Here is a 26,456-nt window from a genome sequence, read left to right as displayed (position 1 = left end):
CGCTCCCGGCCATCCGGAGCTCTTGAGGTCCACATCGGACAGAACTCGCTGCGGGTGACCCATGTGCGGCGACCCGCATCCGTGGCCGGGGTTCACCCGCGGCTCCGCGTTCTCAAGAGGGTCCCTACTGGGGCGTGGCGATCACCGATAGCGGGCGCGGATCCAGCCCAGCGGGTCCGGTGCGGGCTCGGGGCCGACCGCGATGTCCCCACCGTCGTCGATCAAGGACTCCCGCGCGGATCAAGGGCAAACGGCCGTGGGTTGGACAGGCGGCGCCAACGGCAGCAGTCGATGATCAAGTAAGCCCGACGACCCTGACCGCGTCCGGTCTAGGCTTCGGGCCGTGGATGACGCGGCAGGCGGCCAGCGGGGTACCAGGGCCGTCGTCTCGGCGGGTCTCGAAGGGTTCCTGCGGGCGAACTGGGGCGTGTGGCTGGCCGGACCGGCGCCGGACCTGGGCGGTTCGTGCAATCTGAGCCTGCTGGTCACCGATGGCCGGTCGCTGCGGGTGGCGCGGGTTTACCGGCCGTTTGTGACCGGCCGGCGGGTGGCCGCCCTCCACGCGGTCCGTCAGCATCTCGCCAGCCATGGCGTGCCCTGCGCTGAGCCCATCCCGGCGGCCGGCGGCCGCGGCTGGGAGACCTTCGAGGGCCGGGTCGTGGAGGTTGAACCGTACGTGGCCGCGCCGGCCACGATGAACACGCTGACCAGCGTACGAACGGGGCTGGCGGTGCTGGGGCGCATCCACGCGCTGCTGCGGGCGTTCCCGTCCAGCCCGGCCACGGCGGCAGCCCGGTTCGCCAACTACGTCGACGTCGATGGCCTCGTGGAGGCCGTCGCCGCTGGGACCGGCCGCATCCGCGGCTGGCAGCCGACTCCTGCCGAGGCGCGGCTGGCCGACCTGGCCGACGAGCTCGCCGAAACCCTCGCCCAGCACGAGCGGGACGGCCCCGTCCAGCCCCGCCGTCAGCTCGTGCACGGCGACTTCTGGGACAACAACGTCCGGTTCCGTCACGGGCAGGTCGCCCTGGTCACCGACTTCGACTTCCTCGCCGACCGCCCGCGAACCGATGATCTCGCGCTCACCCTGTACTTCACCAGCGTCGACATCACCGACATCACCACCGACCCGACGCCACTCACCGACCTGGTCGGCGCCTACGAATCCGGCCTCGGCGCGAGGCTGTCACCGTACGAGCGGGCCGCCATACCGCTGGCCATGGCACGGCAGCCACTGTGGTCCGTCTCGGTCTGGGTGGCCCTGCTCGACGACCCGGACGCGGCCCGGCGCCACCTCGCCGCCACCGCACAAGAGCTCGAATGGGCGCGGCGACTTACCAGCCGGATCGCTCAGGTTCAGGACGTGCTCGCCGACGGCACATGAACGGGTACGGCCGGATTGTTGGCGCGGTTCTGGGCTTGCCGGTGGGCGTACTCTGAGGAAGCCGCGACGCCGTTTTGGCTAGTCGGGCCCGAACGCTCGGATACCGGGCGGATAGAAGTAGCCGTTATGTTGTGGATCAGAAAGAGTAACCGCCACACAGCTCATCGAATTGCCACCGTTGACGACCTGCAATTCCCCGCCAGTGGGCGTCAGCGTCTCGGAAATCGGCATCCCCAACTCAGCGGCGACGATTATCGTCTGGTCGAAACCGCAGCTCGGCAGTGGTTCCGGCTCGTCGCCCGCAGTCCCAGGGCAACGCTGTCGATGCCATCGGTGGTGGTGGACGATCTATGGCAGGAACTGGCTCTGCACACTCGCGATTACGCCGCATTCTGCGACGCCGCGTTCGGGCGCCCCCTGTCCCGCCCGCCGGGGTCCGCGATGAACGCTGACACGGCCGATACCAACCGCACCGCCTCGCTGCTGGCCACGCTCAGCTACGCCCGCTGGGACGAGGGTGGTGGCTCAACAGGGCTTCCCTTGCTGTTCATGGTTGACGAGAATCTCCACATCCGGGACGGCAACCGTTACCTGTCCGACTGCGGCGGCCGCGGCGAATGCTTCCGGGCTCCCGGCCTCGTCTGCCTGCAACACCTCGCAGGGCCGGGCAAGCGGCTCCGCGCGCCCGGCATTCGCGGCGACCTTCCGTTCAACGACGGCCGCTACGGCTACGCCGGTGGGGCGGCTGCGCAAGGCGGAGGCGGCGACGGTGGTGGCGGTGGTGGCGGCGACGGTGGCGGCGGCGGCGATGGGGGCGGGGGCTGAGACCGATGGCTCACCGGCCGAGTGCGGCGGCGTAGACACGGACCGGTCCCGTCTTGACGAGGGCGTCGCGTTCGTGGCGCAGGCCGATCTTCTCGGCGACGCGCTGGGACGGCACGTTCGCCGGATGGATGATCGCGATCAGCCGCTGGACGCCCAGTGCGTCGCGGGCGTGGTCGCGGCAGGCGGCCGCGGCCTCGCTGGCGTAGCCGCGGCCCTGCAGGTGGGCGCGGACGCGGTAGCCGACCTCGATGTCCACTGTGCCCTCGACGTTCTGCGGGGTCAGGCCGCAGTCGCCGACGAACTCGCCGGTGGCCCGCAGGGTGAGCACCCAGAGGCCGAAGCCTTCCTGCCGGTACAGGCCCTGGTTCCAGTGGATCCAGCCCAGCGCCTCGTCCCGACCCTTCGGGCGCGGGTAGTAACGCATGACGTCCGGGTCACCGAGGAGAGCGGCCATGTCTTCCAGGTCGTCGGCGGTCATCTCGCGGAACGTCAGCCGTGGCGTCGCGGGTGGGGCGGTCACGTGATCAACGGTACTGTTTGGCGCCGTGACCACCCGCCAACCCACCGACGCGGAGCGGCAGCACTACGCGCGCGCATTGCACGACGCCGTGGCGGCGGGCTCGCTGGATCTGGCCGGGTTTGACCGGCTCCTTGCCGCGGTCCTGCACGCGGATCGGCTCGAGGAGATCGAGCGGCTCACGTCCGAGCTGCCGGTCGGGCCGTTCCGGATGGAGGTCAGCGGCGCCGAGGGCACCGCGGTGCTGGAGCGGGACCGGATCGTGCTCCAGTTCGACCGGGCGTTGACGCAGTCGGTCAAGAAGGCCCGTAGCCCGCGGGTGATTCCGTTGCCGGCCATCGCGTCGGTGGAGTACGAGCCGAAGCGGAGCGGCGTTCACGTCCGGTTCCGGCTCGTGGGCGAGGCGCCGGACTACCGGCGGCGGGATCCCGAACGCGACGCCAACACGGTGACGCTCTGGTCGGACCGCCGCGAGGAGGCCGAGGCGTTCGTGGCCGAGGTGCGGCAACGGATCCTGCTCGAACCGCGTACGCCCGATCCGCAGCTCCTGCCGCCGCAGGCCCGGGTGCCGGGGCTCGCGCCGCCGCCGCGGGGCGAGCTGTTCGTCCAGCTGCGGACGTTCGAGGGCACGGTCACCCTCGACGAGAACGGCGTCCTGCTCGACTTCCAGCGCGGTCCGAAGCGGGACACGCGCCGCTGGCTGCCGCTGACCGCCATCGCGGCCGTGGAGTTCACCACGCCGGGCCGGTGGCGCGCGGGCAGCGTCCGGTTCGTCCTGGCGGGCCTGCCGGCCGGGTACCGGCCGCCCGAGCCGAAGCGGGACCACGACGCGTTCGTGATCGAGCCCGGGCGGGAGGAGGGCGAAGGCGAGGACCTCGCCGCCCATGTCGCCGCCCGGATCACCGGGCCGCGCGTGGTGGAGCCGGGCTTGCTGCCGGGCAACGATCCGGCGCACTGGCCGGCCGGCGCCCACGAGGGGCTTACCCGGCCGGCCGAGGCCGACACGGCTGAGGGTGAGACGGGTGACGTTCCGGGGCAGTTGCGGGAGCTGGCCCGGCTGCGGGCCGAGGGCATCCTCACCGACGCGGAGTACGAGGCGAAGAAGCGGGACCTCCTCGGGCGCTGGTAGCAAACCAACAGACATTGACATCCGTGATCGTGGATCATATGTTCGTCGGAAAGCGCGTTCCCCAGGGGTCTGCCACCCCGCCTGTGGAAGGGCAGGACCCACCATGCGCCGACACGCCCTCGTCGCCGCCCTGGCCGCCGTACTCGTGGCCGGCCTGACCGCCGCGTTCGCCGGCTTCGCCGGCGGCGCCCAGGCCGCGACGATCATGGCCGACACCTTCGACGACGGCGACTCCGCCGGGTGGACGCCTTCCGGTGGTACGTGGTCGGTCGTGAGCGACGGCACGGGGGTGCTGCGCCAGGCCGGTACGAGCAGCGACGCCCGGTCGCGGGCGGGCTCGGCGTCGTGGACCGACTACACGGTCACGGCGCGGGTCAAGCCGCTGGCGTTCAACGGCAGCAACCGGTTCGTCGCGGTGCTGGCGCGGGCGCAGTCCGCCACCAGCTACTACTACCTGGCCCTGCGGTCGAACAACACCGTCGAGCTGAAGCGGCTCACCAACGGCTCGTCCGCCACGCTGGCCACCGCCGCGGTGACGGTGTCCGCCGGGACCTGGTACACCCTGTCGCTGTCCGTCGCGGGCAGCACGCTGCGCGGCACCGTCAACGGGGGTACGGCGCTGACCGCCACCGACACGCAGTACGCGGCCGGCGGGATCGGCCTGGCGACGTACTACGCCAGCGCCTCCTTCGACGACGTGCTCGTCGACTCGACCGCGGGCCCCACGGCGAGCCCCACGCCACCGCCGACGACGCCGGCGGCCACCACGCCGCCGCCCGCCGGGTCCACAGTGGTCGTCGCGAAGGACGGTAGTGGCCAGTACACGACGGTCCAGGCGGCGGTGAACGCGGTCCCGGCGAACAACACCCAGCGCCGCACCATCAGCGTCAAGCCCGGCACGTACCGGGAACTGGTCACCATCCCGTCGAACAAGCCGTTCGTGTCGATCGTCGGCAGCACGGGCAACGCCGCCGACGTCGTGATCACGTACGACAACGCCAGCGGCACCCCGAAGCCGGACGGCAGCGGCACGTACGGCACGACCGGCAGTTCGTCGGTCTTCGTCGACGGAAACGACTTCATCGCGCGGAACCTGACGTTCGCCAACAGCTTCGACGAGGCCGCGCACGACTACAGCGCGGAGCAGGCGGTCGCGGTGACCACGCGCGGCGACCGGCTCGTCTTCGACAACGTCCGGATCCTGGGCAACCAGGACACGCTGCAGCCCAGCAGCCCCGGCACCGCGACCGTCAGCCGGGCGTACTACCGCAACTGCTACATCGAGGGCGACGTCGACTTCATCTTCGGGCGCGGCACCGCCGTCTTCGACCGCTGCGAGATCCGCTCGCTCAATCGCGGTTCGACCAGCAACAACGGGTACGTGACGGCCGCGTCGACCACGAACACGAACCCGTACGGCTACCTGTTCACCCAGTGCAGCCTCACCGCGGCGTCCGGCGTGGCGGCCAAGAGTGTCCACCTTGGACGGCCGTGGCACCCGGGCGGCGACGTGAACGCGATCGCGCAGGTGCTGTACCGGGAGACGGCGATGGGCGCCCACATCAAGGATGCCCCGTGGACCGACATGTCCGGCTTCTCCTGGCGGGACGCGCGGTTCACCGAGTACCGCAACACCGGCGCGGGCGCCACCGTCACCGCGGACCGGCCGCAGCTCGCGGACGCCCAGGCGCCGACCTACACGGCCCAGCGCTACCTGGCCGGCGGCGACGGCTGGAACCCGATCTTCTGACAGTGTGTTAGACGTTCGTCTATCTTGACGAATGTCGATGTCTAGCGCATTGTCGGGGGCATGGTGGGCGGACTCTCCAAGCACACACGTCGTCTCTTGCCGGCACTCCTGGCCGTCGTGGCACTGCCCGCGGCGGTCATGGGCGCGGTCCTCGTCACGATCCCGGCCGCGGCCGGCACCGCGCCGCCGGCGCTGCTGGACACCTGCCCGCCGGTCCCGAGCGGGGTCGGGTGCACGCTGCCCGCCACCCCGACGCCCACCTCGTCGCCGACGCTGAGCACGACGCCGTTCCCGCCCGGCCCGCCGACCAACCTGGCGGCCACCGCCGTGACGACCGGGTCGGTCACGCTGACCTGGACCGCCTCCGTCCGCGGCTGCTGCACCATCGTCGGGTACGACATCCAGTACACCCAGGCGTTCAACGACATCGTCTGGCAGGTCAGCCTCGGCAATGTCACCACGGCCACCATCAACACCCTCACGCGGGCGTCGGAGTACCGGTTCGTCGTGACCGCCCGCGACGACCAGGGCCGCCGGTCGAACCAGTCGAACAGCGTCCGCGTCGTCACCCCGGTCACCGACACCGGCCCGGACACCGTGCCGCCGCAGGCCCCGACCGACCTGACCGCCACCCAGACCGGCGCCAGCGCGCTGTTGACCTGGTCGCCGTCGACCGACAACGTGGGCGTGACCGGCTACAACGTGTACAGGTTCGACGGCCTGTACATCTCCACCCTGCTGGCCACCGTGACCGGGACCAGCTACACGGTGCCGCTGCCGGCCACGTACAACTTCTTCCACGTGCGGGCCCGGGACGCGGTAGGCAACCTGTCGGCCTCCGCCGGCCCGGTCACCGTCTATGTCACGGGTACGCCGTCGACACCCCCGCCCCGGCCGTGCCGGGTCACGTACACGACGCAGTCACAGTGGACGGGCGGCTTCGTGGCGTCGGTGACGGTGCACAACACGGGCACCACGGCGATCGACGGCTGGACGCTCGCGTTCACCTTCGCCGGCGACCAGCGGATCACGAACGCGTGGAACGCCGCGTACACCCAGTCCGGCGCCGTCGTGACCGCGCGCAACGCGGACTGGAACAGGGTCATCCCGGCCGGCGGCAGCACGACGTTCGGGATGCAGGGCTCCTGGACGGCGAGCAACGCGCCGCCGGCGGCCTTCACCCTGAACGGCGCCGCCTGCGCCACCGGATAGCCAGCCACCCCTGTCGCACACACGACATGAGCGCCGCGCGGCCGCCGGGGGAGTGGTCTCATGGCGCGCGTGGACACCGGAAATGTGTGCTGCGTGCTGGTGATCGTCGCCGTGGTCGTGGGCGCGTTCGTGTACTTCCTGCGGCAGAACGATTCCACCGGGTCGGGCACCGCGTCGTGGCCGGACGAGGAGCCGTCGTACGCCGCGCAGCCGCGCGGCGCGGACGGGCTGCCGGTGAACGTCATCTCGATGGTGGCGCGGTTCGGCCGGTACACGATGGAGCCGCCGAACGCACAGGGCGAGGACCCGTCGGCGATCTACGACGAGATCATCGCGCCGCTCTACGTGATCGCCCAGGCCGACCCCGACGGCTTCCTGGTCGCCCTGCGCGACAAGGTGATGCCGGTCGGCGGGTGGGCGGTGCTGGGCGCGTCCCGCGTGCTGTGGGAGGTCCTCACCAGCGAGCAGCGGGAGCACCCCGTCCACGACGAGCTGCTCGGCGCGGCCCTGAACTTCCTGCGCGAGCGCGGCGTGCCGAACCTGCTCGTGAAGGGGTACGAGTGGCGGTACTGGCTCAGCGTCAAGGGCGATGACGAGCGGTGGCTGACCGGCCGGCCGAAGCCGAGCCCGGAGCAGGCGCCGATCCCCGACCTCGACGACGGCGAGCTGCGCCGCCTGATCCAGGTCTTCCCGGAGAAGAACTCCAACCTGATCTTCGTCCGCCGGCACCCCGACGGCGGGTACGTCTCCGTCGTGGACGCGCGGCGCAGCGACGACGACCCGACCCGCGTGCAGTGGGAGGACAAGCGGGCGGCGTCGCTCAACGACCTCTACTGGGAGATCGGCTGCGTGTTCCAGACGCCGACCTACTGGTACCGGCCCGAGATGGGCCCGTACTTCCCGTTGCCGCGCCCGCGGCTGGACTAAGTGGCCTCCTGCTGGGTCGTCCTGGTGGCGAAGAACTGGATGACCAACATCGCGCCGAGGACGCCGACCGTCAGCCACGCCACCAGCGCCGGGGTCTTGTAGGTCACGAGCATGAGGATCAGGAACGCGAGCGCCACGGCGATGCCGCGCAGGAGGGTGGCGTGGCCGGCGACCCAGCCGGTCAGCCGTTCCATCCGCAGGCCCAGCCGGTCCAGGCCGCGGCGCGGCCAGGCGATGCCGGCCGCCAGCACCCGCCGGATCGCCCGCGCGGTGACCGACGGGCCGGTCAGGAACGCCCCGGCGGCGACCACGAGCCCGAGCAGGATGCCGGCCCGGACGGCCTCGCGCAGGAAGCGGACCAGGTTGTCGTACATGACGGCGGCGGCGTCCGCCGGCAGCACGTCCGTGGGTACGGAGTCGAGGTAGATCGCGCGGGCGACCTGCAACGCGATGGCGACCAACAGCGCCGCGAACGCCACGCCGAGGCCGGCGCCGATGAAGGCCAGCCGGTGGTCGCGGGCGATGAAGACGCCCAGCCCGAGCAGCACCAGGCACACGAACGGCATCCAGGTGCCCAGCGTCTTGAGCAGGTCCACGCCGTTCTGCACCTTGCGGATGTCGTCGGACTGGTAGACGACGAAGGACGTGTTGACGGCGGGGATCCGGGCGGCGATCTCCAGGCCGGCGGCGACCAGCCGCTGCTTGACGATGTCGACGAGCGGCCCGAGGTTGACCGAGACGGTGTTGTTGTCGACCGCGACGGCGCCGGAGGATTCGCCGGTCAGGGCCGCCACCAGCTGCTCGTGCGCGGCGCGGTTCGCCGTCTCCCACGCCTGGGCGAAGGTGTCGCTGTGCACCACCGAGCTGACCTGGCCCTCGGTGAAGTTCTCCACGCCGCTGGCGATCGGGCCGGCCAGCGACTGCAACTGGGTGGCCAGGTTGGGGGCAGGGTGCCCCGTTCACCGAGGGCGGCCAGCGCCTGGGTGGTGATCCCCTTGACGTCGATGTACTTGAAGATCTCCCGGGTGATGTTGTCGGTGACCGCTTGCTGGATGGCCGGGTCCTCGGCCAGCGGCGCGACGGTGTCGACGTACCGGTCGGTGTCCTCGACCATGCTGTTCGCCCACACCGAGACGACGGAGACCGGCGCGAGCGCGCAGCCCAGCACGATGAGCAGGACCGCCGCGGTGGTCCGGCCCCACCGCCGGCCGCGGCCGGGCCGGCGCGGGCGGTGCCCCGCGGCGCGGAGGGTGGCGACCTCGGCCCGCAGGCGGTCCAGTTCGCTGCGCTCGTCGCCGCTGAGCGGCGCGGCTTCGTTCTGTGCCGTCATGGCTGCCCCCCACTCGTCATAGGAATCCCAGTGCGCGCCCGCGCCTGACCGCGTCCCGCCGGTTGGCGACGCCGAGCTTGCGGTACAGGCTCTTGAGGTGGGCCTTGACCGTGTTCACGGTCACGAAGAGGTCCTCACCGATCTCGCTGTTGCTGCGCAGGGTGGGCAGGTAGCGCAGGACGATGAGCTCCCGGTCGGTGAGCGGCTCGGCCAGCGGCGAACCGGCCGGTCCGTCCGGCGGCACCAGGTGGGCGAGCAGGTCCTCGACGAAGTCGGCGCTGCCGCCGACGAGCTGTTGCTGCCGCCGCAGCAGGGCGCCGAGCCGGTCCCGCAGGATCAGGAACGGGCGCCGTACGTGCTCCGGCTCGGCCAGCGCCAGCGCCTCGGTGAGCGCCTCGACGGCGGCGTGGTCGTGCCGGCGGTGCTCCGCGATCAGCGCCAGCAGCACCCGCGCCTCCACGGACGTCTCCAGGTCGGCCGCCGGGTCGCCGGCGAGCGCGCGGGCCATCGTCTCGGCCTGGCCGGACTGGCCGGCCACGAGCCGGGCCCGGGCCACGCACAGCTGGGCCCGGCCGCCGGGCGCCGGGCCGTCGAGCACGGCCGGCAGCCGCCCCGCCGCGACCAGCGCCTCCGCCTCCGCCGCGACGACCCAGCCGGCCAGCAGACCGGTGTACGCGTCGCCGGCCAGCATCTGCTCGCGGAGCCGGGCGCCGATCGCCAGTGCCTGGCCGGTGTGCCCCTCCTCCACGAGCAGGCGCATCTGGATGGCGGCCACCGCGAGGCGCGCCGACCGGTCGCTCTCGTCATCGCTGGCGGCGGCGGCCAGCGCGATCGCGCGGCCCGCGTCGCGCCACTCGGCCCGCTGCAGGTGCACCAGTGCCAGCGACAGGTAGGCGGCGCTGGTGTTCGCCGGCAGCGCCGGTGGGTGGCGTTCGGCGAGGGCGACGGCGTGCCGGGCCCGTTCGGCCGCCGTGTCCAGTTCGCCGTGGACGGCGTCGGCGACGGCGAGGTGGGACAGCGCGCTGACGTACGGCAGCTCGAAGTCGAGCCGTTCCGCCTCGCCGGCCGCGGCGAGCAGGTACTCGTTGGCCTCCTGCCGGTGCCCGCACCACAGGTGCCCGATGCCGAGGCCGTTGAGCACGATCACGCGGTACTCCGGGGCCGCCGCGAAGTCGGGCGCGGCGGCGTGCTCCAGCAGCGCCAGCGCGTGCGCGCCGGCGCCGACCAGGTCGCTCGGCCGGCCCCGGGCGCGGGCGGCGGCCGCCTCGAAGACGGTGAGCGCGACGTCGGCGGAGACCCGCAGGTCGGCGGGGACCGAGCCGAGGCGCCGGCGGGCGTCGCCGACGTCCCGGTCCATCGCGGCGTACTCGTGCCGGTGGAACCGCACCGCCGCCGAGCAGATCAGGCGTGCCATCGAGGGGTCCCGCAGCGCCTGCTCGGCCACCGGCTGTACGGCCGCGACCAGGGCGGGCGCCTCCGGGGACAGCAGCCGCGGCAGGGCGGCGTCCACCAGCAGCCGGGCCACCAGGTCCCAGTCCCGGGCCACCGACGCCCGGCGGACCGCCTCGACCGGCGCGCCGTGCTGGCCGTACCAGATCGCCTGCCGCCGCTCCATCTCGGCGGCGAGTGGCGGGTTGTCGGTGCTGAGCCGGTGGTGGAGCATCTGGCGCAGCAGGGGGTGGTACCGGTACCACTCGCGCCGGCGGTCGAGCGCCACTACGAGGCCGTCGTCGCCGGCCAGCCGTTCGAGGGTGTGGCGGCCGCGGGTGCCGTCCGTGAGCGTGTCCGCGAGCGCCCCGCTGATCCGCTCCGCCACGCTGGTGCGCAGCAGGAACTCCTGCACCTCCGGCGGGTGCCGGTCGAGCACCTCGGCGGCCAGGTAGTCCGCCACCGGCGGCTGGTCGCCGGTGAAGCCGGCGATGCCGCCGCCGACGTCGGCCGGGTCCACCGACATCGCCGCGAGGCGCAGGCCCACCGCCCAGCCCTGGGTACGCTCCAGCAGCGCCCGCAGCTGCGGCGTGGTCAGCCGCAGCCCGTGCCGCGCGAACAGCTGCCGGGCCTCGGCCGCGTCGAACGCGAGGGCGTCGGCGCGGATCTCGGCGAGCCGGCCGCTGACCCGCAGCCGGTGCAGCCGGATCGCCGGATCGGCCCGGGTGGCGAGCACCAGCCGCAGCGCCGGCCCGCGGTGCTCGACCAGCCGGCCGAGCGCGTCGAGGGCGGCCGGCTCGCGCAGCTCGTGCACGTCGTCCAGGACCAGCACCGACGGCCGGGTCACGGCGCCCAGGCCGAGCTGGCTACCCGCCGGGACCGCGTCCGCGACCTGCAGCGCGAGCAGCACGTCGTACCAGAAGGTGGCCGGGTCGTTGTCGGTCTCGTCGAGGGTGAGCCAGGCGGCGCAGCGCCCGTCCGCGCCGCCGGCGAGCCAGCCGGCCGCCGCGAGCGTCTTGCCGCAGCCGGCGCCGGCGCTCAGCAGCGTCACCGCGGCGGCGGCCGACCGGCTGAGCAGGCGGGACAGCCGTGGGCGGGCGACCACCGGCGCCGCGCAAGGCGGCGGTGCGAGCCGGGCAGAAGTCAACGGTGTCCAGGTCATCGGGCACTTACCCCGGGCCAGAGTAGGCGCGGTGGACGTCCAGTTCGCCCTTTTTGCGGGAATCCCACTACCCGCGACGGGTAATGGCCGAAGCTGACCCCGGCGGGACTCTGTGGTTCGGGGTCACCATGGCGCCAGGGCGCAGTCTGGCGAAGCTGAGGGGAAGACGAAATGAGCGATCTGATCGCAATCGGGTACGCGGACCTCAACACGGCGCAGGCCGCCCGCGACAAGCTGCTCGAGCTGCAGCGTCAGGGCCTGATCAAGCTGCAGGACGCGGCCGTCGTGGAAGCCACCCCGAACGGCAAGGTCAAGCTGCACCAGGGCACCAGCCTGACCGGCATGGGCGCCGCCGGTGGCGCGCTGTGGGGCGGCCTGATCGGGCTGCTGTTCTTCGCGCCCTTCCTCGGCATGGCGCTCGGCGCGGCGGGCGGCGCGATCGGCGGCAAGATGACCGACGTCGGCGTGGACGACAAGTTCATGAAGGACGTCGGCCAGGCGCTGCAGCCCGGCACCGCCGCGCTGTTCCTGCTGGTCGAACAGGTCACGCTCGACAAGGTCGTGGAAAAGATGACCCACGAGCGGTTCGAGGGCCGGCTGATCCGCAGCTCGCTCAGCTCGGAGGCCGAGCAGCAGCTGCGCGACGCGGTCGAGAAGGCCCGGATGGCCGTCGCGAGGTGACTGGGCCACGGAGAGGACAGGGCAACTGAGATGACTGGGCAAGCTCTGCTTACAGCGGGTGAACGCGCCGCCCGTGGCAAGGCGGCGCGCTCCCGAGTCCCGCGGTCGACCCACGCCCGGATCGCCCCCAGCGACCAGCGGCCCGACCCCGTGAGCATCCTGGAGGAACAGGCGACCACCCGCGTACCCGAACTGGTGCCGATCCGCCACGGCCGGATGGCGCAGTCGCCGTTCGCGTTCTACCGCGGCGCCGCCGCCGTCATGGCGTCCGACCTCGGCCGGGAGCCGGACACCGGCGTCACCACCCAGCTGTGCGGCGACGCCCACCTGCTGAACTTCGGGCTCTTCGCCTCGCCCGAACGGCGCCTGGTCTTCGACGTCAACGACTTCGACGAGACCCTGCCCGGCCCGTTCGAGTGGGACGTCAAGCGCCTCGCCGCCAGCTTCGCGGTCGCCGGGCGCGCGCGGGGCTTCGACGACAAGCGCCGCGCCACGATCGTGCGGGAGTCGGTCCTGTCGTACCGGGAACGGATGGCCACGCTGGCCGCGATGCGGACCCTCGACATCTGGTACGCCCGCGACGAGGCGGACGAGCTGCAGGACCTGCTGCCGGCGCACACCACGGCCCGGAAGAAGGCCGAGAAGGTCACCGCCGCGGCGCGCGGCCGGGGCCAGCTCGAGGCGTTCGCGAAGCTGACCCACGTCGTCGACGGCGAGCGCCGCATCGTCACCGACCCGCCACTGATCACCCCGCTCGGTGACCTGCTCCCGGACGCCCGGCGCGAGCAGCTCGAAGGGCGGCTCCGCGGGCTGATCGGCACGTACAGCCGCAGCCTCGGCGCCGACCGGCAGGACCTGCTCGCGCGGTTCCGGGTGGTCGACATGGCCCGCAAGGTGGTCGGCGTAGGCAGCGTGGGCACCCGCTGCTGGGTGATCCTTCTGCTCGGCCGGGACGACGGTGACCCGCTCATCCTGCAGGCCAAGGAGGCCGCGGCGTCGGTGCTCGCCCCGTACGCCGGAGCCAGCGGGTACCCCAACCACGGGCAGCGGGTCGTGTCCGGACAGCGGCTGATGCAGGCCGCCAGCGACATCTTCCTCGGCTGGGACCGCATCACCGGCATCGACAACCGCCAGCGCGACTTCTACGTCCGGCAGCTGCGCGACTGGAAGGGCAGCGCGCGGCCGGACACGATGTCGGCGAACACCATGCGGGCCTACGCCCAGCTGTGCGGGAACTGCCTGGCCCGCGCCCACGCCCGCGCCGGCGACCCGGTCGAGATCGCCGCGTACCTCGGCTCCAGCGACGCCTTCGACCGGGCCCTGGTCCAGTACGCGGAGGCGTACGCCGACCAGAACGAGCGCGACTTCGAGGCGTTCGGGGCGGCCCTGTCCAGCGGCCGGATCACCGCCGAAGCCGCGTGACGCCCCGATGGCCCGCAGGCGGGTAGCGGCGATCGTGGCTCTGCTGGCCGCGCCGGCCACGCTCATCGTGGCGCTGGTCGCCGTGGTCGAGGAGCTGCCGCGCGGGCTGGCCGTGCTCGGCTGCGTCGTCCTCGCGGTGGTCAGCGGCTGGTACGGCGTCCTGCGCCGCGGCGCCCGCCGGGCGGTCGCGCTCGCGGTCGCGCTGGTGGCGCTGATCGTCGCGGCCGTGCTGCTGCTCACCGGCCGGATCCCGGTGCTGGTCGTGGTCGTGGCCGGGGTGGCGCTCGCCCTCGCGGCGGCCCGCGTGGCGTTCACGGTCCACGTGCGCCGCCCGGCGGCGGACCGGCCGCGCCACCCGGTGCTCTTCCTCAACCCCCGGTCCGGGGGCGGCAAGGCCGAGCGCTTCGGGCTCGCCGCCGAGGCCCGCCGGCGCGGCATCGAGCCGGTCGAGTTGCACCCGGGGGACGACCTGCGGGCCCTGGTACGCGCCGCGATCTCGCGCGGCGCCGACGCGCTCGCCATGGCCGGGGGCGACGGCTCGCAGGCCGTCGTCGCGTCGATCGCCGCCGAGGCCCGGCTGCCGTACGCCTGCGTCCCGGCCGGCACCCGCAACCACTTCGCGCTGGACCTCGGCGTCGACCGCAACGACGTGGTGGGCGCCCTCGACGCGTTCGTCGACGGCAGCGAACACCGCGTCGACCTGGGCGAGGTGAACGGCGAGGTGTTCGTCAACAACGTCTCGCTGGGCCTGTACGCCGAAGCGGTCCAGCGCGCCGAGTACCGTGACACCAAGATCCGTACGCTGCTCGCGACGGCGCCGGAGGTGCTCGACCCGGAACGCCCGGTCGCCCTGCGCTGGACCGAGCCGGACGGGCACGAGCACGACCTGGGCGCGGCCATCCTGGTCTCCAACAACCGGTACCGGCTCGGCAACGCGATCGGCTCCGGCACCCGGCCACGCGTCGACGAGGGCGTGTTGGGCGTGACCGTGGTCGGCACCTCAGCGATGGCGCGGCCCTTGCGCGAATGGTCCGCGCCGGAGTTCGACGTGCAGGCCAGCGCCCCGGTGCCGGCCGGCATCGACGGCGAGGCCGCCGTGCTGCAACCGCCGCTCTGCTTCCGCGTCCGGCCCGGCGTGCTGCGCGTACGGGTGGCGCGCCAGCATCCGGGCGCCTCCCCGTCCGCCGCGGCCCCCGCCGGTGCCTGGGACGCCGCCCGGGCCCTCGCCCAGATCGCCCTCGGTCGCGATTCGGTCGACCGCTACGTCGTGTGACAGGAGGCACCGCGGTGGCGAACGTCAAGGTGGAACGCAAGGCCAGCCTGACCCGCAAGCAGGTGGCAGAGGCGCTGTCCGCGCTCGCGAGCGCGCTCGACGAGGGCCCGGAGGTCGAGGTGAAGGTCGCCGGGCTCGAGGTGAAGCTGGTCGTCCCGGACGAGCTGCACACCGAGTTCGAGGTGGAGGTCGACGGCGACGAGATCGAGATCGAGCTGGAACTGAAGTGGTCGACCGCCCCGACGGCCCGGCCAAACCCCCGCCCCGCCCGCCGCCGCGCCCGCTAGGGGCCCGCTCGGGCGCCGCGGGCCGCGCGTCGATCAAGGGCTCGCTCGCCGATCAAGGGCGAACGGTCGTGGTTTGATCACTTTTCCGCGGCCATTTGCCCTTGATCGGCGCGAAAGTCCTTGATCGACGCGCGGCCCGCGGCGGCGGCGGCGATCAGCGTGGACACGGTGACCGGGCGCAGGCCGCGCCGGTGCAGTCCATTGAGGATGGCGTCGAGCTGGTTGAGGGCGACCAGGCGGTGCCGGGCCCCGATGTCGTGGGCCAGCACGATGGAGCCCGGCTGGACGTTGTCGACGATGTCCCGCGCCTGCGCCGGCGGATTGTGGGCGTACCGCTTCTCGCGCATCTGGTGCGACCACATCACCACGTCGTACTCGAACTCGTCGGCGATGACGAGCGTGCTGCCGCCCAGGTGGCCCCACGGCGGCCGCATGAGGGTCGGCGGGTAGCCGGCGACCCGGCGGATGGCCACGTGGGTACGCAGCAGCTGGTCGCGCACCCCCGCCTCGTCAAGCTTGCCCAGGTCGCGGTGCGCCCAGGTGTGGTTGCCCAACTCGTGCCGGCCGATCCGGTGCCGCATCAGGTCCTCGTGCCGGGTCAGCCGCTCCCCGACCACGAAGAACGTCGCCGGCGCCCGGTGCCGGTCGAGCACGTCCAGCACCATCGGCGTCCACTGTGGCCCCGGGCCGTCGTCGAACGTCAGCGCCACGAACGGCTGCTCCGTCGGCACATGCCAGCGCACGTTCAGCCCGCCGCGCGGCGACCATCCACTGGCGACACCCGCCGGCGCGTAGCCGCCGCCCAGCGGCAACCGGTCCGACGTGACCAGGTCCGGTATCCGGGTGAGCGCCGCACCCGCCGAAATCCCCGCCGCGACCGTCAACGCGCGCCGCAGCAGCCCCCGTCGATCTTCCCCATGCGGAGCGAGGATAGGTGGTAGATCATGTTCCGCGCATCGCCCCACAGACCTACCCCTGGGTAGGGGGCCGGGCGGGCGGCGGTGAGCTGGCCCGCGCCGATCAAGGGATTGCCCGTCGATCAAGGGCATATGGCCGTGGTCACACCGTCAGGACGACGCGGCCGAGGGGTTCGTCCTCGGCCAGGTGGCGGATGGCCTCGCCCGCCTCGGCGAGGGGGTACGCGCGGTCGATGACCGGGGTGAGCGCCCCGGACTCGAGGTAGCCGCGCAGGGCCGCCATCGCCTCCTTCTTGCGCCGGCTGGCCGGCTCGCCCTTGCGCAGCTGGGGTGCGAACAGCGACCGCAGGGCCAGCCCGCCGAACCGGGGCAGGCTGCCCAGCCAGCGCCGGCCCACCTGGCCGAAGTGGTCGTGTCCGATGAGGACATACGTGCCGTCCGGGGCCAGCGCCCGCCGGACGGCCGCGTACGGGTGGTTGCCGGGGATGTCGACGATCAGGTCGTACCGCTGGTCGCCGCGGGTGAAGTCGTCCGTGGTGTAGTCGACGACCGCGTCGGCGCCCAACGACCGGAGCAGGTCCAGCTTGCGGGTGTGCTCGACGCCGGTCACGTGCGCGCCGTGCGATCTGAGGATCTGCACGACGATGGCCCCGACCCCGCCGGCGGCCCCGTTGACGAGCACCCGCTGGCCCGGTCGCAGCCGGCCGGCCGGGAGGTTGAGCAGCGCGATGTACCCGGTCGTCGGCACCGCGGCCGCCTGCTCGAACGTGACGTTGGCGGGCTTGTGCGCGAGCCCGTCCTCCGGGGCGGCCGCGTACTCGGCGTAGGCGCCGCCGTTGCGCCAGGAGAACCCGCGCAGGCTGTCGCCGAAGACCTCGTCGCCGGGCCGGAAGCCGGTCACGCGCGCGCCGACCGCGGCCACGACGCCGGCCAGATCGGTGCCCGGGACTCTACACTGTGGACGGAGCAGGCCCGAGCCCATCAGCCGGAGGGCGGCCGGGCGCCCGGTCACCACGTGCCACACGTCCGGGTGGACCGACGCGGCCCGCACCTGGACCAGCACCTCGTCGTCGCGGGGCACGGGCGTTTCGACGTCGTCGACGCGCAGCGCGTCCGGGGCACCGTACCGATCCTGGATGACCGCTCGCACGCGTTCACGATAGGCGGGGCGGACAATCGGTGGTGTGTGGAGGCTCCCGGCCGCGTTCGCGGTGCTGCAGTTCGCCTGGTGGCCGGTGGTCCCCGTACTCCTGGACGAGCCCGCGTCCCCGGCGGGGGTGGCGCTGGTGGTGCTCGGCACGGCGGTGGCGTGCGGCGCGCTCGTGCGCCGCCGCGCCGCGCCCGGCCTGGCGCTCGCGGCCACCCTGGCGGCCGCCGTGCCGCTCGGCGCGGGCCTGGGGTGGCGGGCGCCCGTCGGCTTCGCGGCGGCGGGCGTCGCGCTCTTCGGGCTCGCCGCCGCGCGCACGGCCGGTCGCGCGGTCGCCGGCGCCGCGGCCACGGTGCTCGCGCTCGGCGCGACCGTCGCCGTCCGTGCCACGTCGGTCCGCGCGGTCATCGGGTACGGGGTGATGGCGGTCGCCGGTGCGGCGGTGGTGTGGGTGTGGGGGCGCTCGCGGCGGCGGAGGCGCGCCGATCGGGCCGCGCGGGCGGCGTTCGCGGCGGGGTCGGCGGCGATCGCGCGGCACGCGGCGGCGGGGGAGCGCCGCCGGCTGGCCGCCGAGCTGCACGACGTGGCCGCCCACCGGCTGACCGGGATCGTGGTGTCGGCGGCCGCGGCGGCCCGGCTCGGCGACCCGGACCTGGCGGCGGAGGCGGCCGACCACGCGGTGCGGGCCGGCACGCTGGCGCTGGCCGAGCTGGACCGCCTGATCGAGGTCGAGGAAGCGGGGGAAGGCGAGGCGGCGGGGCTGGACGGGATCGACGCGCTGGTGGCCGAGCGGCCCGAGGTGGCGTACGCCCGTCCGGCCGGGACCGTGCCGCCGGACGTGGCGGCGATCGCGTACCGGGTGGTGCGGGAGGCGCTGACCAACACGGCCCGGTACGCCGGCGGCGCCCCGGTCGCCGTCCGCCTCGCCCCGGACGGCGACCGCCTGACCGTGTCCGTCGTGGACGGTGGCGGCTCGGCGGCCGCGCCGGACGTGGGCAGCGGCGCGGGCCTTTCCGGACTGCGCGGGGCGGTCGAGGCGGCCGGCGGCACCCTGGCGGCCGGCCCGCGCGACGGCGGCTGGGCGGTGCGGGCCGACCTGCCGATGGACGCGCCGGCGGCCGGGCGCCGGCCGGCCTGGCGGGGGCCGGCGGCGCTGGACTGGGCGCTGACCGTGCTGGCCGTGGCGCTGCCGGCCGGAGCCGGCCTGCTGCCCGGCAACGACCCCGACCCGCTGGGGCGGCCCGCGCCGGGGACCGCGCTGCTGCTGCTCCTGCTGGTGCTCTTCGCCGCCCCGCTGCGCTGGCGGCGGGTGGCCCCGATGCGCGCCACGCTCGCCAACCTGGCGGTGCTGCTGGCCTGGCTGGGCGCCGAGCGGGCCGGCTGGACCCCGTACGAGGGCACCGACCTGCTGATCTTCACGCTGTGGGTGCAACTCGTGCTGGCGTACTCGGTGGGGCTCACCTTCCGCGGCGCGGCTGGCCGGCGCCGCTCGCGATCGGCGCGGTGGACGGCTTCGTCCTGATCAACGGCATCACCGGGGACGTCGTGGCCGGCTGGGCGATCTTCTCGGCGGTGCTGGCCGTACCCGCGCTGCTGGCCTGGGCGCTCGGGGTGTGGGCGCGGGCCCGGCGGGGCCGGCGCGCGGCGGGGCGGGCGGCGACCGAGGGGAGGCCGCGGCGGCGGCGCGGGCCGAGCGGGCGCGGATCGCGGCCGGGCTGCGCGGCACGGCCCGGCGGCACGCGGCGGCCGCGGTGGCGGCGGCGGAGGCGGGGCGGCTGCCGGAGGTGCTGGCCGGGGCGCGGGCCGGGCTCGCCGCGATGCGGGAGCTGCTGACCGAGTTGCGCGCGGACGGCGTCGACGACGAGCCGCCGCCCACCCTGGCCGGTGCCGCGGTGCTGGCCGCCCGGCGCCGGGCCGCGATCCGGTACGCGGGGCAGCGGCGGGCGCTGCCCGGGGAGGTGGAGGTGGCCGGCTACCGGCTGGCCGACGCGCTGCTGCGGGAGGAGGGCGCGCTCGCGGTGACGTACCTGCCGGACGGCGTGCGGCTGTCCGCGACGTGGCCGGGCGGCGGCATGGACGGCGGGCGGCTGCGGGAGCTGGCAGACGCGGCCGGCGGCGCGGTCACCCGGTCCGTACCGGAGGCGGCCACGGTCTGGCTGCCGGGATGATGGGCGCATGATCCGTGTCTTGGTTGCCGACGACCAGGCCATTGTGCGGGCCGGCATCGCGGCCGTGCTCGCCGCCGAGCCCGACATCGAGGTGGTCGGGCAGAGCGCCGACGGCGCGGCCGCCGTGGCGCAGGTCCGCGCGCTGCGGCCGGACGTGGCCGTGCTCGACATCCGGATGCCGGGCCTCGACGGGCTGACCGCGACCGCGCGGATCATCGCCGAGGTGCCGGCCACCCGGGTGGTGGTGCTGACCACCTTCGGCCTGGACGAGTACGTCTTCGCCGCGCTGCGGGCCGGCGCCGCCGGGTTCGTGCTCAAGGACGCGGACCCGGAGCGGGTGGTCGACGCGGTGCGGGTGGTGGCGGGCGGCGACGCGCTGCTCGACCCGGGGGTCACGCGGCGGCTGATCGACCGGTTCGCGGCCGGTCCGGGCCCGGGGGACGCCGAACGGCTGGCCGCGCTCACCCCCCGGGAGACGGACGTGCTCCGCCAGGTCGCGCGTGGACTGTCCAACGTGGAGGTCGCCGGGGCGCTCGGGATCAGCCCGGCCACGGTCAAGGACCACGTCGCGGTCATCCTCGGCAAGCTCGGCGTCCGGGACCGCGTGCAGGCCACCATCGCCGCGTACGAGGCCGGCCTGATCCGCCCCGGCGTGCGCTGACACCCCGCCGTACGGCGGGGGAGCGGGCCCGCCGCGCGGGTGTTCCGAGGCGCCGGAGAACCGTCCCACGGAAGGACGGAAAGTCTGTTTCGTCCGCATAGCGTGGTCCACATGCCACGCACCCTTCTCCGCCGCACCGCCGGCGGCATGCTGCTGCTCCTGACCGTCCCGCTGGCCCTCGGCGCGGGCGCCCTGGCGTTCCTGGGCACCGCCGCGGCCACCGCCACCATCCCGCTGCTGTCCGCCGCCGGCCTCGCCGCGCTGGCCGCCGTCGCGTTCCTGCTCGGCTGGCCGGTGTTCGCGCTGCTGCGCCCCGGCCGCCGCCCGTTCCGCGCGGCCGGCGTGCTGGCCGGCGTCCTCGCGCTGGCCACCGCGGGCCTCGCGGCCGTGACGGTCTTCCAGCCGCTGCCACCGCCACCGCCGTGCCCGCGCCGCCCGGCACCCGCTACTGGGACCTGCCCACCGGCTCGCGTCTGGCGTACACGAAGGCGCCCGCGCGCGGCACGCCCCGGCCGACGCCGGTGATCTTCCTGCACGGCGGGCCGGGCACGCCCGGCGACGGCATCGACGCCACCGGCCGGGCCCTGGCCGCCGACGGGTTCGACGTGTACGAGTACGACCAGCTCGGCGCCGGCCGCTCCACCCGGCTGGCGGACGTGACCGGGTACACGGTCGCCCGGCACGTCGCCGACCTGGAGGCCGTACGCCAGGCCATCGGCGCCGAGCAGGTGGTCCTCATCGGACAGTCGTGGGGCGGCATCCTGGCCGCGTACTACCTGGCCGCCCACCCCGACCGGGTGGCCCGGGTGGTGTTCACCTCGCCGGGCGCGCTGTGGGAGGGCGCGTTCCCGGACGGGAACACCGGCGACATCTGGGACCGCCTCACGCCCGCGCAGGAGGACGCGATCGACGCGCTGGCGTACCGGCCTCGCTTCATCGCCGCCACGCTGCTACAGGCGATCAACCCGCGGGCCGCGCACGCGCTGCTCGGCGACGCCGAGGCCGACGAGCTGCTGCGCCAGATCCTGCTGACCGCCGCGCCGGCCGCCCAGTACCCGGGTGCCCCGCCGCTGCACGCCCCGGACAACGCGGCCGGGTTCTGGGTCAACCAGTACACCAGCCTGGACGCCGAGCAGGTGCCGGACCCGCGGCCGGCGCTGCGCTCCGTACCCGTGCCGGCGCTGGTCGTCCGCGCCGAGGGCGACTACAAGAAGTGGGCCGTGACCTACGACTACAAGCGCACGCTGCCGCGGGCCACGCTGGTGTACGTCAAGGGTGCCGGCCACGCGATCTCCAGCGACCGGCCGGAGCTGTACCTGAGCCTGCTGCGGTCGTTCCTGCTGGACCGGCCGCTCCCGCTGCCGGCCTGGACCTCCGCCGAGCCGCCGAAGTAGCCGGCCGTCACGGCGTGACCAGCCGCCGTACGGTGGTCGCCACCGTCTCCCGCCGTACGGCGAGGGCCGCCGGGGCCGGGTCGTCGACGGCCTGCGCCAGGCTGACGATCACGGCCAGCAGCTCGGCCGGCGGGAGCGTGGCGTCCACCTTGCCGGCCTCCTGCGCCTGCGCCAGCGCGGCCAGCTTGCGCGCGGTCGAGCCCATGGTCTGCTCCAGCCGGGCCAGCTCGCCGGGGCGTTCGAGGGTGTGCCAGCGCAGCAGCCGCACCAGCTCCGGGTGGGCCACGCCGAAGTCGAACAGCGCCGCGGCGTACCCGGGAGGTCGTCGGCGGTGAACGGCACCGCGTCGAGGAGCTGCTCGATGTGCCGTTCGAGGGTCGCGTCGAAGAGCTTCTCCTTGCCGCCGAAGTACGCGTAGATGAGCTGCTTGTTGGCGCCGGCGCGCTCGGCCAACCGGTCGACGCGGGCGCCGGCCAGCCCGTAGGCGGCGAACTCGGCGGTCGCGGCGTCGAGGATCCGGGCCCGGGTGGCGGTGGAGTCGCGCGGCATGATCCGGATTCTAACTGTTTAGTTGACAACGGGCGGGTGGGTGTCGACACTGGGGTAACCAACTAGTTGGATGGGGATCTGATGACTGACAAAGTTGCCATCGTGACCGGCGCGTCCTCGGGGATCGGCGAGGCCACCGCCCGCAAGCTGCGGACCCAGGGCTTCACCGTGTACGCCGCCGCCCGCCGGGTGGACCGGATGGCCCCGCTGGCCGAGGTCGGCATCCGCCCGGTGCGCGTCGACGTGACCGACGACGCCTCCATGGTCGGCTTCGTCGAGCAGGTCGTCGCCGAGTCCGGGCGGGTCGACGTCCTGGTCAACAACGCCGGCTACGGCTCGTACGGCGCGGTCGAGGACGTGCCGCTGGACGAGGCCCGCCGCCAGTTCGAGGTCAACGTGTTCGGCCTGGCCCGGCTCACCCAGCTCGTCCTGCCGCACATGCGCCGGCAGGGCTCCGGCCGGATCGTCAACATCTCCTCCATCGGAGGGAAGATCTACGAGCCGCTCGGCGGGTGGTACCACGCCACCAAGTTCGCCGTCGAAGGGCTCAGCGACTCGATGCGCATGGAACTCGCCCCGCTCGGCATCCACGTGGTCGTCATCCAGCCCGGCGCGATCGCCACCGAGTGGTCCGGCATCGCCGGCCAGCACCTGCTCGCCACCTCCGGCCAGGGCGCGTACGCCGACCAGGCCGAGCGGGCGGCGGCGTTCTTCATGGCCGACCCGACCGGGCAGGCGTCCCCGCCATCGGTGATCGCCAACGCCGTCGCCAAGGCCGCCACCGCGCGCCGCCCGCGCACCCGGTACGCCGTGGGCCGCGGCGCCAAGCCGATCCTGGCGGCCCGCCGCGTCCTGCCCGACCGCGCCTTCGACCGCCTCATGGACGCCGTGCTGCGCAACCTGTCGCGGGTCGCCACCCGCCAGGCGGCCCGTGAACGCCGCCTGGCCGACCAGCGCGGCTAATCCTTACGCCCGACGACAGCGCCACCGGCGGGCCCTAACGTCAGCGCCATGATCGACCCGCGGCGGCTCTTCAAGCGGGCCGCGGGCTTCGTCGCGGTCTTCGTTGGCGTGATCGTGCTGGTCACCGGCGTCCAGCTCACGGTGAGCCGGACCTGGCCCACGGCGACCGGCACGGTGCAGTCGTGCACGACCGACTGGGTGGGCACCGGCCGCGACCGGCGCATTCACTATGACTGCGTGGTGACCTGGACGGATGGGGCCCGGCAGCGCACCGCGTCGGTCGACTTCGGCCGGGACGCGCAGTCCACCGGCGCACCGGTCACCCTGCGGGTGCGCGGCGACTCGGCGGCCCTCGACGGCCCGGCCTGGGCCGGCTACGCCGCCCTCGCGGTCGGCCTCGCCCTCACCCTGGGCGGCGGCGCCTACCTGGTCCGCGCCCTCACGCTGGCGATTCGGGCACGTCGTCGGGCTCGCTGACCCACGCCGAGAACACCGGCACGCCGCCCCACGGCCCATCGTCCCGCTGGGTGGCGACGGCGACGACCGCGTACGGGTGGCCGAACCGCAGCTCGGCGACCCGGACGGCGCGCAGCGACGGCGCGCTCGTCACGCTGGCGAACCCGGTGACGGCGGCGGCCTCGAACCCGTACCGGCTGTACGCGGCCACCGCGGCCTGCCGGGCCTCAAAGCCGAGGCTGGGCAGGCCGAGCATGTCCGCCACCACCCGGCCCGCGGTGGCGAAGCCGAGGCCGGGGGCGCGCAGGTCGTGCTCGCCGCCGGCGGACCAGCTGGGCAGCACCGCCGTGCAGCGCTCCGCGTCGCGGCTGACCAGCTGCTCGTCCCGGATCGTCCACAGTGGGCCGTCGCCGAGCGGCAGGTCGTACAGGGAGCGCCGGCCCGCCCGGCGTTGGTCGTTGGCGATCGGGGCGATCTCGTACGCGGCGGCCAGGACGTCGGCCGGCGCGACGTCCGGCGCGGCGGCGACCGAGACGACGTGCAGGCCCCCGAGGTAGGTGAACTCGGACCACACCGGGTCAGCGGACGCGACGTGCACGATGACGTCGCCGGCCCGCTTGGTCGCCGCGACGTACGTCCAGTGGCCCTGCTCGGGGGTGCGCAGCACCCGGGTCAGCCGGCCGGCCCACGGGCTGCCCGGCCCCAGCGCGGCGGCCGGGGCGACCTCGAACGGCACCTCCCAGGACACCTTCGTCGCCAGCGCGCTGGCCAGGAGCAGCACCACCTCCGGCGTCACCGCCAGCGGAAACCGCTCGATGAGGCCGAAGGTGTGCTCGCGCGCCCAGGCGTCGGCCTGGGCCTGGTCGGGCATCGGACCGGTCCGCGTCGAGGCGGGCAGCGTGGCCGTCCAGCCGGCCAGCCCGTCGCCAGCGGCGGCCGGGCGGTGCCAGACCGCGCTCGCCGCGGCCACCAGCGGGTGCGGGTGGTCGAGCAGGGCGCCCGCCGTGGCGGCGGCGGTCGCCGGATCCGTGCCCAGGACCTCGGCCAACTCGTCGCGTGCCGCACCCGTGGCCGCCGGCGCGCACAGCGCCAGCAGCAGCCACGCCCCCAGCGGCGACGCGACGTGGTGCCCGCCACCCACGGCGGCGTGGAACCGCTCGGCGTACCTGGCCAGCAGGTCCGCCGTCACGAGCGTCCCTTGAGGAACTCGTCGGCCAGCTTCGGCGGCGCGCAGGCCAGCCAGCCGTCGACCAGCGCGTCGCGCAGCGCCGCCTTGGTGACCTTGCGGAGCTGGATGAGGACCGCCGCGTACCCGTTGAAGTGCGGGATCGTGAAGAACGCCGCGGGTTGCGCGGCGAGCACCGCCTCCTTCTCCCCGAGGTCCTCGACCCGGACCGCCAGGATCGGGCCCTCCGGCGGCGCTTCGTCGCCGAATCGCCGGATATCCGCCTTGCTGAACGGTCGCTCCCACGCGAACCCCTTGCCGGCAACCGACCAGGTCCGGTGGCCGTGCCGTTCGCCTTCGGAGACCTCGGGCAGCGCCAGCGCGAGCCGGGCCGTCTCTTCCAGAGTGGCCATTCTCGTACCGTAGCGCCTACGGTCTGGTGGGTGGATCGCCTGACCGAGATCACCTTTCGCCTGCCCGAGACGCCGGAATCGCGCGCCTTCCTCGCCGACCTGCGCACGCTGCTGCGCGGCGTGGCCGCGCCAGGGGAGGCGGCGGACCGCCTGACCCTCACCCCGGCGCGTCCGCCCGGCGCCCTTCCGGTGACGACCTTCGCGCTGGCCCCGGTGTCCGCGCCCGAGATCACCCTCGACACCGGCCAGGTCATCGGCCGGTCCGGCGACATCACGGGTACGCCCAGCGCGCCGGCCCGAGTCGAGATGGCCGACCTGACCCGGCGCCTCGCCGGCCACGTCGACCGGGTCGACCACACCGGCGTCAACCTCCCAGCCACCACCACCTCCACGGAGCAGTGGCACGCCCTGGTGGGCTCCGTCGCCGCGGTGTCCACCATGTACCGCTACCCGACCGGCGAGGAGTGGCCGTTCGTGCTGCCGTCCACAGCGGAGGAGTTCGACAGCGGCATCGGCGACTTCGTCGCCGGCCGCGAGCCCCGGTTCGAGCTGGTCCACGACGACTGGCTGGCGCAGCCGGAGTGGCAGTTCGCGCTGGGCACCGACCTGACCCGCGCCGAGCTGGAGCGGCTGTTTCCCGAGCCGGAGGGCGTCACGTTCGCGGAGCTGGCCGACGTCTTCCGGGTCGTCCGCGTGCACCACCCGTGGCCGGGGCTCAGCATCCGCTTCGACCTGTGCTACCGCCTGGACCACGGCCCCGGGCCGTGGGAGACCGGCGAGTGGCTGGTCACCGAGGGCGGCCGCATCCCGCCGGTGGCGCGGTGAGCCGCTGGCCGGTCCTGCTGGTCGGGGCCGCTCTCGTCGCGACGGCCACGGTGGAGTTCCTGTACTACCCGCTGGACATCGCCCTGTGGCTGCTCGCGCTGGTCGTCGTGCTCGGCGTGTGGGCGGCGGGCCTGGCCGCGGCCGTGGCGAGCCTGCTGTTCGAGTTCTGGCGGCGCGGCTGGCGCCCGGCGGCCCTGCTGCTCGCGATCGCGGCCCTCGGGTTCACCTGGATCGCCCGGACCGACCTGCACCTGGCCTACCCGCAGGCGTACTACTGGACGCACCGCCCCGCGTTCGCGTCCGGCGACCGCGGCGAGGTGCGCTGGATGAGCCTCACCAGTGGGATCGGCTACGGCTACGCGTACGCGCCGTCGGCCAAGCGCGGCCAGGCGATCGTCATGTCGGCGACCACCGTGACCGCGACGGCGGCGCTCGGTGACGGTTGGTGGTGGGTGATTACCAGCTGACCGT

General features: G+C 74.1%; 28 protein-coding genes and 1 pseudogene. 19 read left to right on the top strand and 10 right to left on the bottom strand.

Features of this window, described 5'->3' with window-relative positions; translation table 11 throughout:
* The first annotated feature begins 343 nt into the window (after nucleotides 1-343).
* Both Prum_RS45960 and Prum_RS45955 read left to right on the top strand, forming a co-directional pair.
* Complete coding sequence (locus Prum_RS45960; RefSeq protein ID WP_173085620.1) at nucleotides 344-1,384, top strand: phosphotransferase enzyme family protein; 1,041 nt, start codon at nucleotides 344-346, stop codon at nucleotides 1,382-1,384.
* Between the two features lie 126 nt (nucleotides 1,385-1,510).
* Nucleotides 1,511-2,209 carry a UCP032817 domain-containing protein gene (locus Prum_RS45955; protein ID WP_173084851.1) on the top strand — a complete coding sequence of 233 codons (699 nt, stop codon included), beginning with the start codon at nucleotides 1,511-1,513 and terminating at the stop codon, nucleotides 2,207-2,209.
* Between the two features lie 10 nt (nucleotides 2,210-2,219).
* Here the strand turns inward: Prum_RS45955 and Prum_RS45950 are convergent, their stop codons facing one another.
* Nucleotides 2,220-2,729 carry a GNAT family N-acetyltransferase gene (locus tag Prum_RS45950; RefSeq protein WP_173085619.1) on the bottom strand — a complete coding sequence of 170 codons (510 nt, stop codon included), beginning with the start codon at nucleotides 2,727-2,729 and terminating at the stop codon, nucleotides 2,220-2,222.
* A 25-nt stretch (nucleotides 2,730-2,754) separates the two neighbouring features.
* Here Prum_RS45950 and Prum_RS45945 point away from each other — a divergent pair, with 25 nt between their 5' ends.
* The 4 genes from Prum_RS45945 to Prum_RS45930 all read left to right on the top strand — a co-directional run bounded on the left by Prum_RS45945 (nucleotide 2,755) and on the right by Prum_RS45930 (nucleotide 7,744).
* Nucleotides 2,755-3,855 carry a DUF4429 domain-containing protein gene (locus Prum_RS45945; protein WP_173085616.1) on the top strand — a complete coding sequence of 367 codons (1,101 nt, stop codon included), beginning with the start codon at nucleotides 2,755-2,757 and terminating at the stop codon, nucleotides 3,853-3,855.
* Nucleotides 3,856-3,958: 103 nt separating this feature from the next.
* The gene (locus Prum_RS45940) at nucleotides 3,959-5,605 is read left to right on the top strand and encodes a pectinesterase family protein (RefSeq protein WP_173085613.1); all 1,647 of its coding nucleotides are present in this window, start codon (nucleotides 3,959-3,961) and stop codon (nucleotides 5,603-5,605) included.
* Nucleotides 5,606-5,665: 60 nt separating this feature from the next.
* Nucleotides 5,666-6,817 carry a cellulose binding domain-containing protein gene (locus Prum_RS45935; RefSeq protein ID WP_173085612.1) on the top strand — a complete coding sequence of 384 codons (1,152 nt, stop codon included), beginning with the start codon at nucleotides 5,666-5,668 and terminating at the stop codon, nucleotides 6,815-6,817.
* Between the two features lie 60 nt (nucleotides 6,818-6,877).
* Complete coding sequence (locus tag Prum_RS45930) at nucleotides 6,878-7,744, top strand: hypothetical protein (protein WP_173085607.1); 867 nt, start codon at nucleotides 6,878-6,880, stop codon at nucleotides 7,742-7,744.
* Here Prum_RS45930 and Prum_RS45925 read toward each other — a convergent pair.
* From Prum_RS45925 to Prum_RS45915, 3 genes are read right to left on the bottom strand one after another with little or no spacing between them, the layout of a single operon-like run.
* Nucleotides 7,741-8,637, bottom strand: coding sequence for a hypothetical protein (locus Prum_RS45925; protein WP_173085605.1), 897 nt, complete (start codon nucleotides 8,635-8,637; stop codon nucleotides 7,741-7,743). The two genes, Prum_RS45930 and Prum_RS45925, sit on opposite strands and share 4 nt — an antisense overlap.
* Nucleotides 8,526-9,074 (bottom strand): hypothetical protein, encoded by a 549-nt coding sequence (locus tag Prum_RS45920; protein WP_173085603.1) that lies wholly within the window; start codon nucleotides 9,072-9,074, stop codon nucleotides 8,526-8,528. Before Prum_RS45920 ends, Prum_RS45925 begins: the two co-directional genes overlap by 112 nt.
* A gap of 16 nt (nucleotides 9,075-9,090) precedes the next feature.
* Nucleotides 9,091-11,664 (bottom strand): winged helix-turn-helix domain-containing protein, encoded by a 2,574-nt coding sequence (locus tag Prum_RS45915; protein WP_173085601.1) that lies wholly within the window; start codon nucleotides 11,662-11,664, stop codon nucleotides 9,091-9,093.
* Between the two features lie 171 nt (nucleotides 11,665-11,835).
* Between Prum_RS45915 and Prum_RS45910 the strand changes: the two genes are divergently transcribed.
* Genes Prum_RS45910 through Prum_RS45895 form a run of 4 tightly spaced genes read left to right on the top strand, consistent with a single transcriptional unit; the run spans nucleotide 11,836 to nucleotide 15,327 of the window.
* Nucleotides 11,836-12,345, top strand: a complete 510-nt coding sequence (locus tag Prum_RS45910) for a DUF1269 domain-containing protein (protein ID WP_173085599.1) — start codon at nucleotides 11,836-11,838, stop codon at nucleotides 12,343-12,345.
* Between the two features lie 30 nt (nucleotides 12,346-12,375).
* On the top strand, nucleotides 12,376-13,767 hold the full coding sequence (locus tag Prum_RS45905; protein WP_173085597.1) for a DUF2252 domain-containing protein: 1,392 nt from the start codon (nucleotides 12,376-12,378) through the stop codon (nucleotides 13,765-13,767).
* 7 nt (nucleotides 13,768-13,774) lie between these two features.
* A complete protein-coding gene (locus Prum_RS45900) occupies nucleotides 13,775-15,040 on the top strand; it encodes a diacylglycerol/lipid kinase family protein (RefSeq protein ID WP_173085595.1) in 1,266 nt (421 codons plus the stop codon).
* Between the two features lie 14 nt (nucleotides 15,041-15,054).
* On the top strand, nucleotides 15,055-15,327 hold the full coding sequence (locus Prum_RS45895; protein WP_173085593.1) for an amphi-Trp domain-containing protein: 273 nt from the start codon (nucleotides 15,055-15,057) through the stop codon (nucleotides 15,325-15,327).
* A 77-nt stretch (nucleotides 15,328-15,404) separates the two neighbouring features.
* Here the strand turns inward: Prum_RS45895 and Prum_RS45890 are convergent, their stop codons facing one another.
* Together Prum_RS45890 and Prum_RS45885 are read right to left on the bottom strand one after the other, a co-directional pair.
* Nucleotides 15,405-16,211, bottom strand: coding sequence for a polysaccharide deacetylase family protein (locus Prum_RS45890; RefSeq protein WP_246278777.1), 807 nt, complete (start codon nucleotides 16,209-16,211; stop codon nucleotides 15,405-15,407).
* 175 nt (nucleotides 16,212-16,386) lie between these two features.
* Complete coding sequence (locus Prum_RS45885) at nucleotides 16,387-17,394, bottom strand: NAD(P)-dependent alcohol dehydrogenase (protein ID WP_173085589.1); 1,008 nt, start codon at nucleotides 17,392-17,394, stop codon at nucleotides 16,387-16,389.
* Nucleotides 17,395-17,428: 34 nt separating this feature from the next.
* Here Prum_RS45885 and Prum_RS45880 point away from each other — a divergent pair, with 34 nt between their 5' ends.
* The 5 genes from Prum_RS45880 (at nucleotide 17,429) to Prum_RS45860 (ending at nucleotide 21,614) form a co-directional block, all read left to right on the top strand.
* A complete protein-coding gene (locus Prum_RS45880; protein WP_173085587.1) occupies nucleotides 17,429-18,913 on the top strand; it encodes a histidine kinase in 1,485 nt (494 codons plus the stop codon).
* Between the two features lie 91 nt (nucleotides 18,914-19,004).
* Nucleotides 19,005-19,559 carry a hypothetical protein gene (locus Prum_RS45875; protein WP_173085585.1) on the top strand — a complete coding sequence of 185 codons (555 nt, stop codon included), beginning with the start codon at nucleotides 19,005-19,007 and terminating at the stop codon, nucleotides 19,557-19,559.
* A 7-nt stretch (nucleotides 19,560-19,566) separates the two neighbouring features.
* Complete coding sequence (locus Prum_RS45870; RefSeq protein WP_173085583.1) at nucleotides 19,567-20,220, top strand: response regulator; 654 nt, start codon at nucleotides 19,567-19,569, stop codon at nucleotides 20,218-20,220.
* 111 nt (nucleotides 20,221-20,331) lie between these two features.
* The gene (locus Prum_RS45865; RefSeq protein WP_173085581.1) at nucleotides 20,332-20,745 is read left to right on the top strand and encodes a hypothetical protein; all 414 of its coding nucleotides are present in this window, start codon (nucleotides 20,332-20,334) and stop codon (nucleotides 20,743-20,745) included.
* Nucleotides 20,643-21,614 (top strand): alpha/beta hydrolase, encoded by a 972-nt coding sequence (locus Prum_RS45860; RefSeq protein ID WP_173085579.1) that lies wholly within the window; start codon nucleotides 20,643-20,645, stop codon nucleotides 21,612-21,614. Before Prum_RS45865 ends, Prum_RS45860 begins: the two co-directional genes overlap by 103 nt.
* Nucleotides 21,615-21,621: 7 nt before the next feature.
* On the opposite strand, the gene Prum_RS53215 is transcribed toward Prum_RS45860, so the two are convergent.
* Both Prum_RS53215 and Prum_RS53210 read right to left on the bottom strand, forming a co-directional pair.
* The gene (locus tag Prum_RS53215; RefSeq protein WP_246278776.1) at nucleotides 21,622-21,882 is read right to left on the bottom strand and encodes a hypothetical protein; all 261 of its coding nucleotides are present in this window, start codon (nucleotides 21,880-21,882) and stop codon (nucleotides 21,622-21,624) included.
* A 122-nt stretch (nucleotides 21,883-22,004) separates the two neighbouring features.
* Nucleotides 22,005-22,163, bottom strand: a pseudogene (locus Prum_RS53210) (TetR/AcrR family transcriptional regulator); the annotation flags it as partial.
* A gap of 81 nt (nucleotides 22,164-22,244) precedes the next feature.
* Here Prum_RS53210 and Prum_RS45850 point away from each other — a divergent pair.
* A complete protein-coding gene (locus Prum_RS45850) occupies nucleotides 22,245-23,126 on the top strand; it encodes an oxidoreductase (RefSeq protein WP_173085577.1) in 882 nt (293 codons plus the stop codon).
* Nucleotides 23,127-23,174: 48 nt separating this feature from the next.
* Nucleotides 23,175-23,603 (top strand): hypothetical protein, encoded by a 429-nt coding sequence (locus Prum_RS45845; protein ID WP_173085575.1) that lies wholly within the window; start codon nucleotides 23,175-23,177, stop codon nucleotides 23,601-23,603.
* Here the strand turns inward: Prum_RS45845 and Prum_RS45840 are convergent.
* A complete protein-coding gene (locus tag Prum_RS45840) occupies nucleotides 23,566-24,771 on the bottom strand; it encodes a hypothetical protein (protein WP_173085573.1) in 1,206 nt (401 codons plus the stop codon). The genes Prum_RS45845 and Prum_RS45840 overlap by 38 nt on opposite strands.
* Nucleotides 24,768-25,160 carry an MmcQ/YjbR family DNA-binding protein gene (locus Prum_RS45835; RefSeq protein WP_173085571.1) on the bottom strand — a complete coding sequence of 131 codons (393 nt, stop codon included), beginning with the start codon at nucleotides 25,158-25,160 and terminating at the stop codon, nucleotides 24,768-24,770. Before Prum_RS45835 ends, Prum_RS45840 begins: the two co-directional genes overlap by 4 nt.
* Before the next feature lie 30 nt (nucleotides 25,161-25,190).
* Here Prum_RS45835 and Prum_RS45830 point away from each other — a divergent pair, with 30 nt between their 5' ends.
* Together Prum_RS45830 and Prum_RS45825 are read left to right on the top strand one after the other, a co-directional pair.
* On the top strand, nucleotides 25,191-25,985 hold the full coding sequence (locus Prum_RS45830) for a hypothetical protein (RefSeq protein WP_173085569.1): 795 nt from the start codon (nucleotides 25,191-25,193) through the stop codon (nucleotides 25,983-25,985).
* On the top strand, nucleotides 25,982-26,452 hold the full coding sequence (locus tag Prum_RS45825) for a hypothetical protein (protein WP_173085567.1): 471 nt from the start codon (nucleotides 25,982-25,984) through the stop codon (nucleotides 26,450-26,452). The genes Prum_RS45830 and Prum_RS45825 overlap by 4 nt, the downstream gene beginning before the upstream one ends.
* Nucleotides 26,453-26,456 lie beyond the last annotated feature (4 nt).

This window comes from Phytohabitans rumicis (genome assembly GCF_011764445.1).
Taxonomy (GTDB): Bacteria; Actinomycetota; Actinomycetes; order Mycobacteriales; family Micromonosporaceae; genus Phytohabitans; species Phytohabitans rumicis.
Note: the sequence above shows the minus strand (reverse complement) of the source record. Positions and strands in the feature narration are given on the sequence as shown.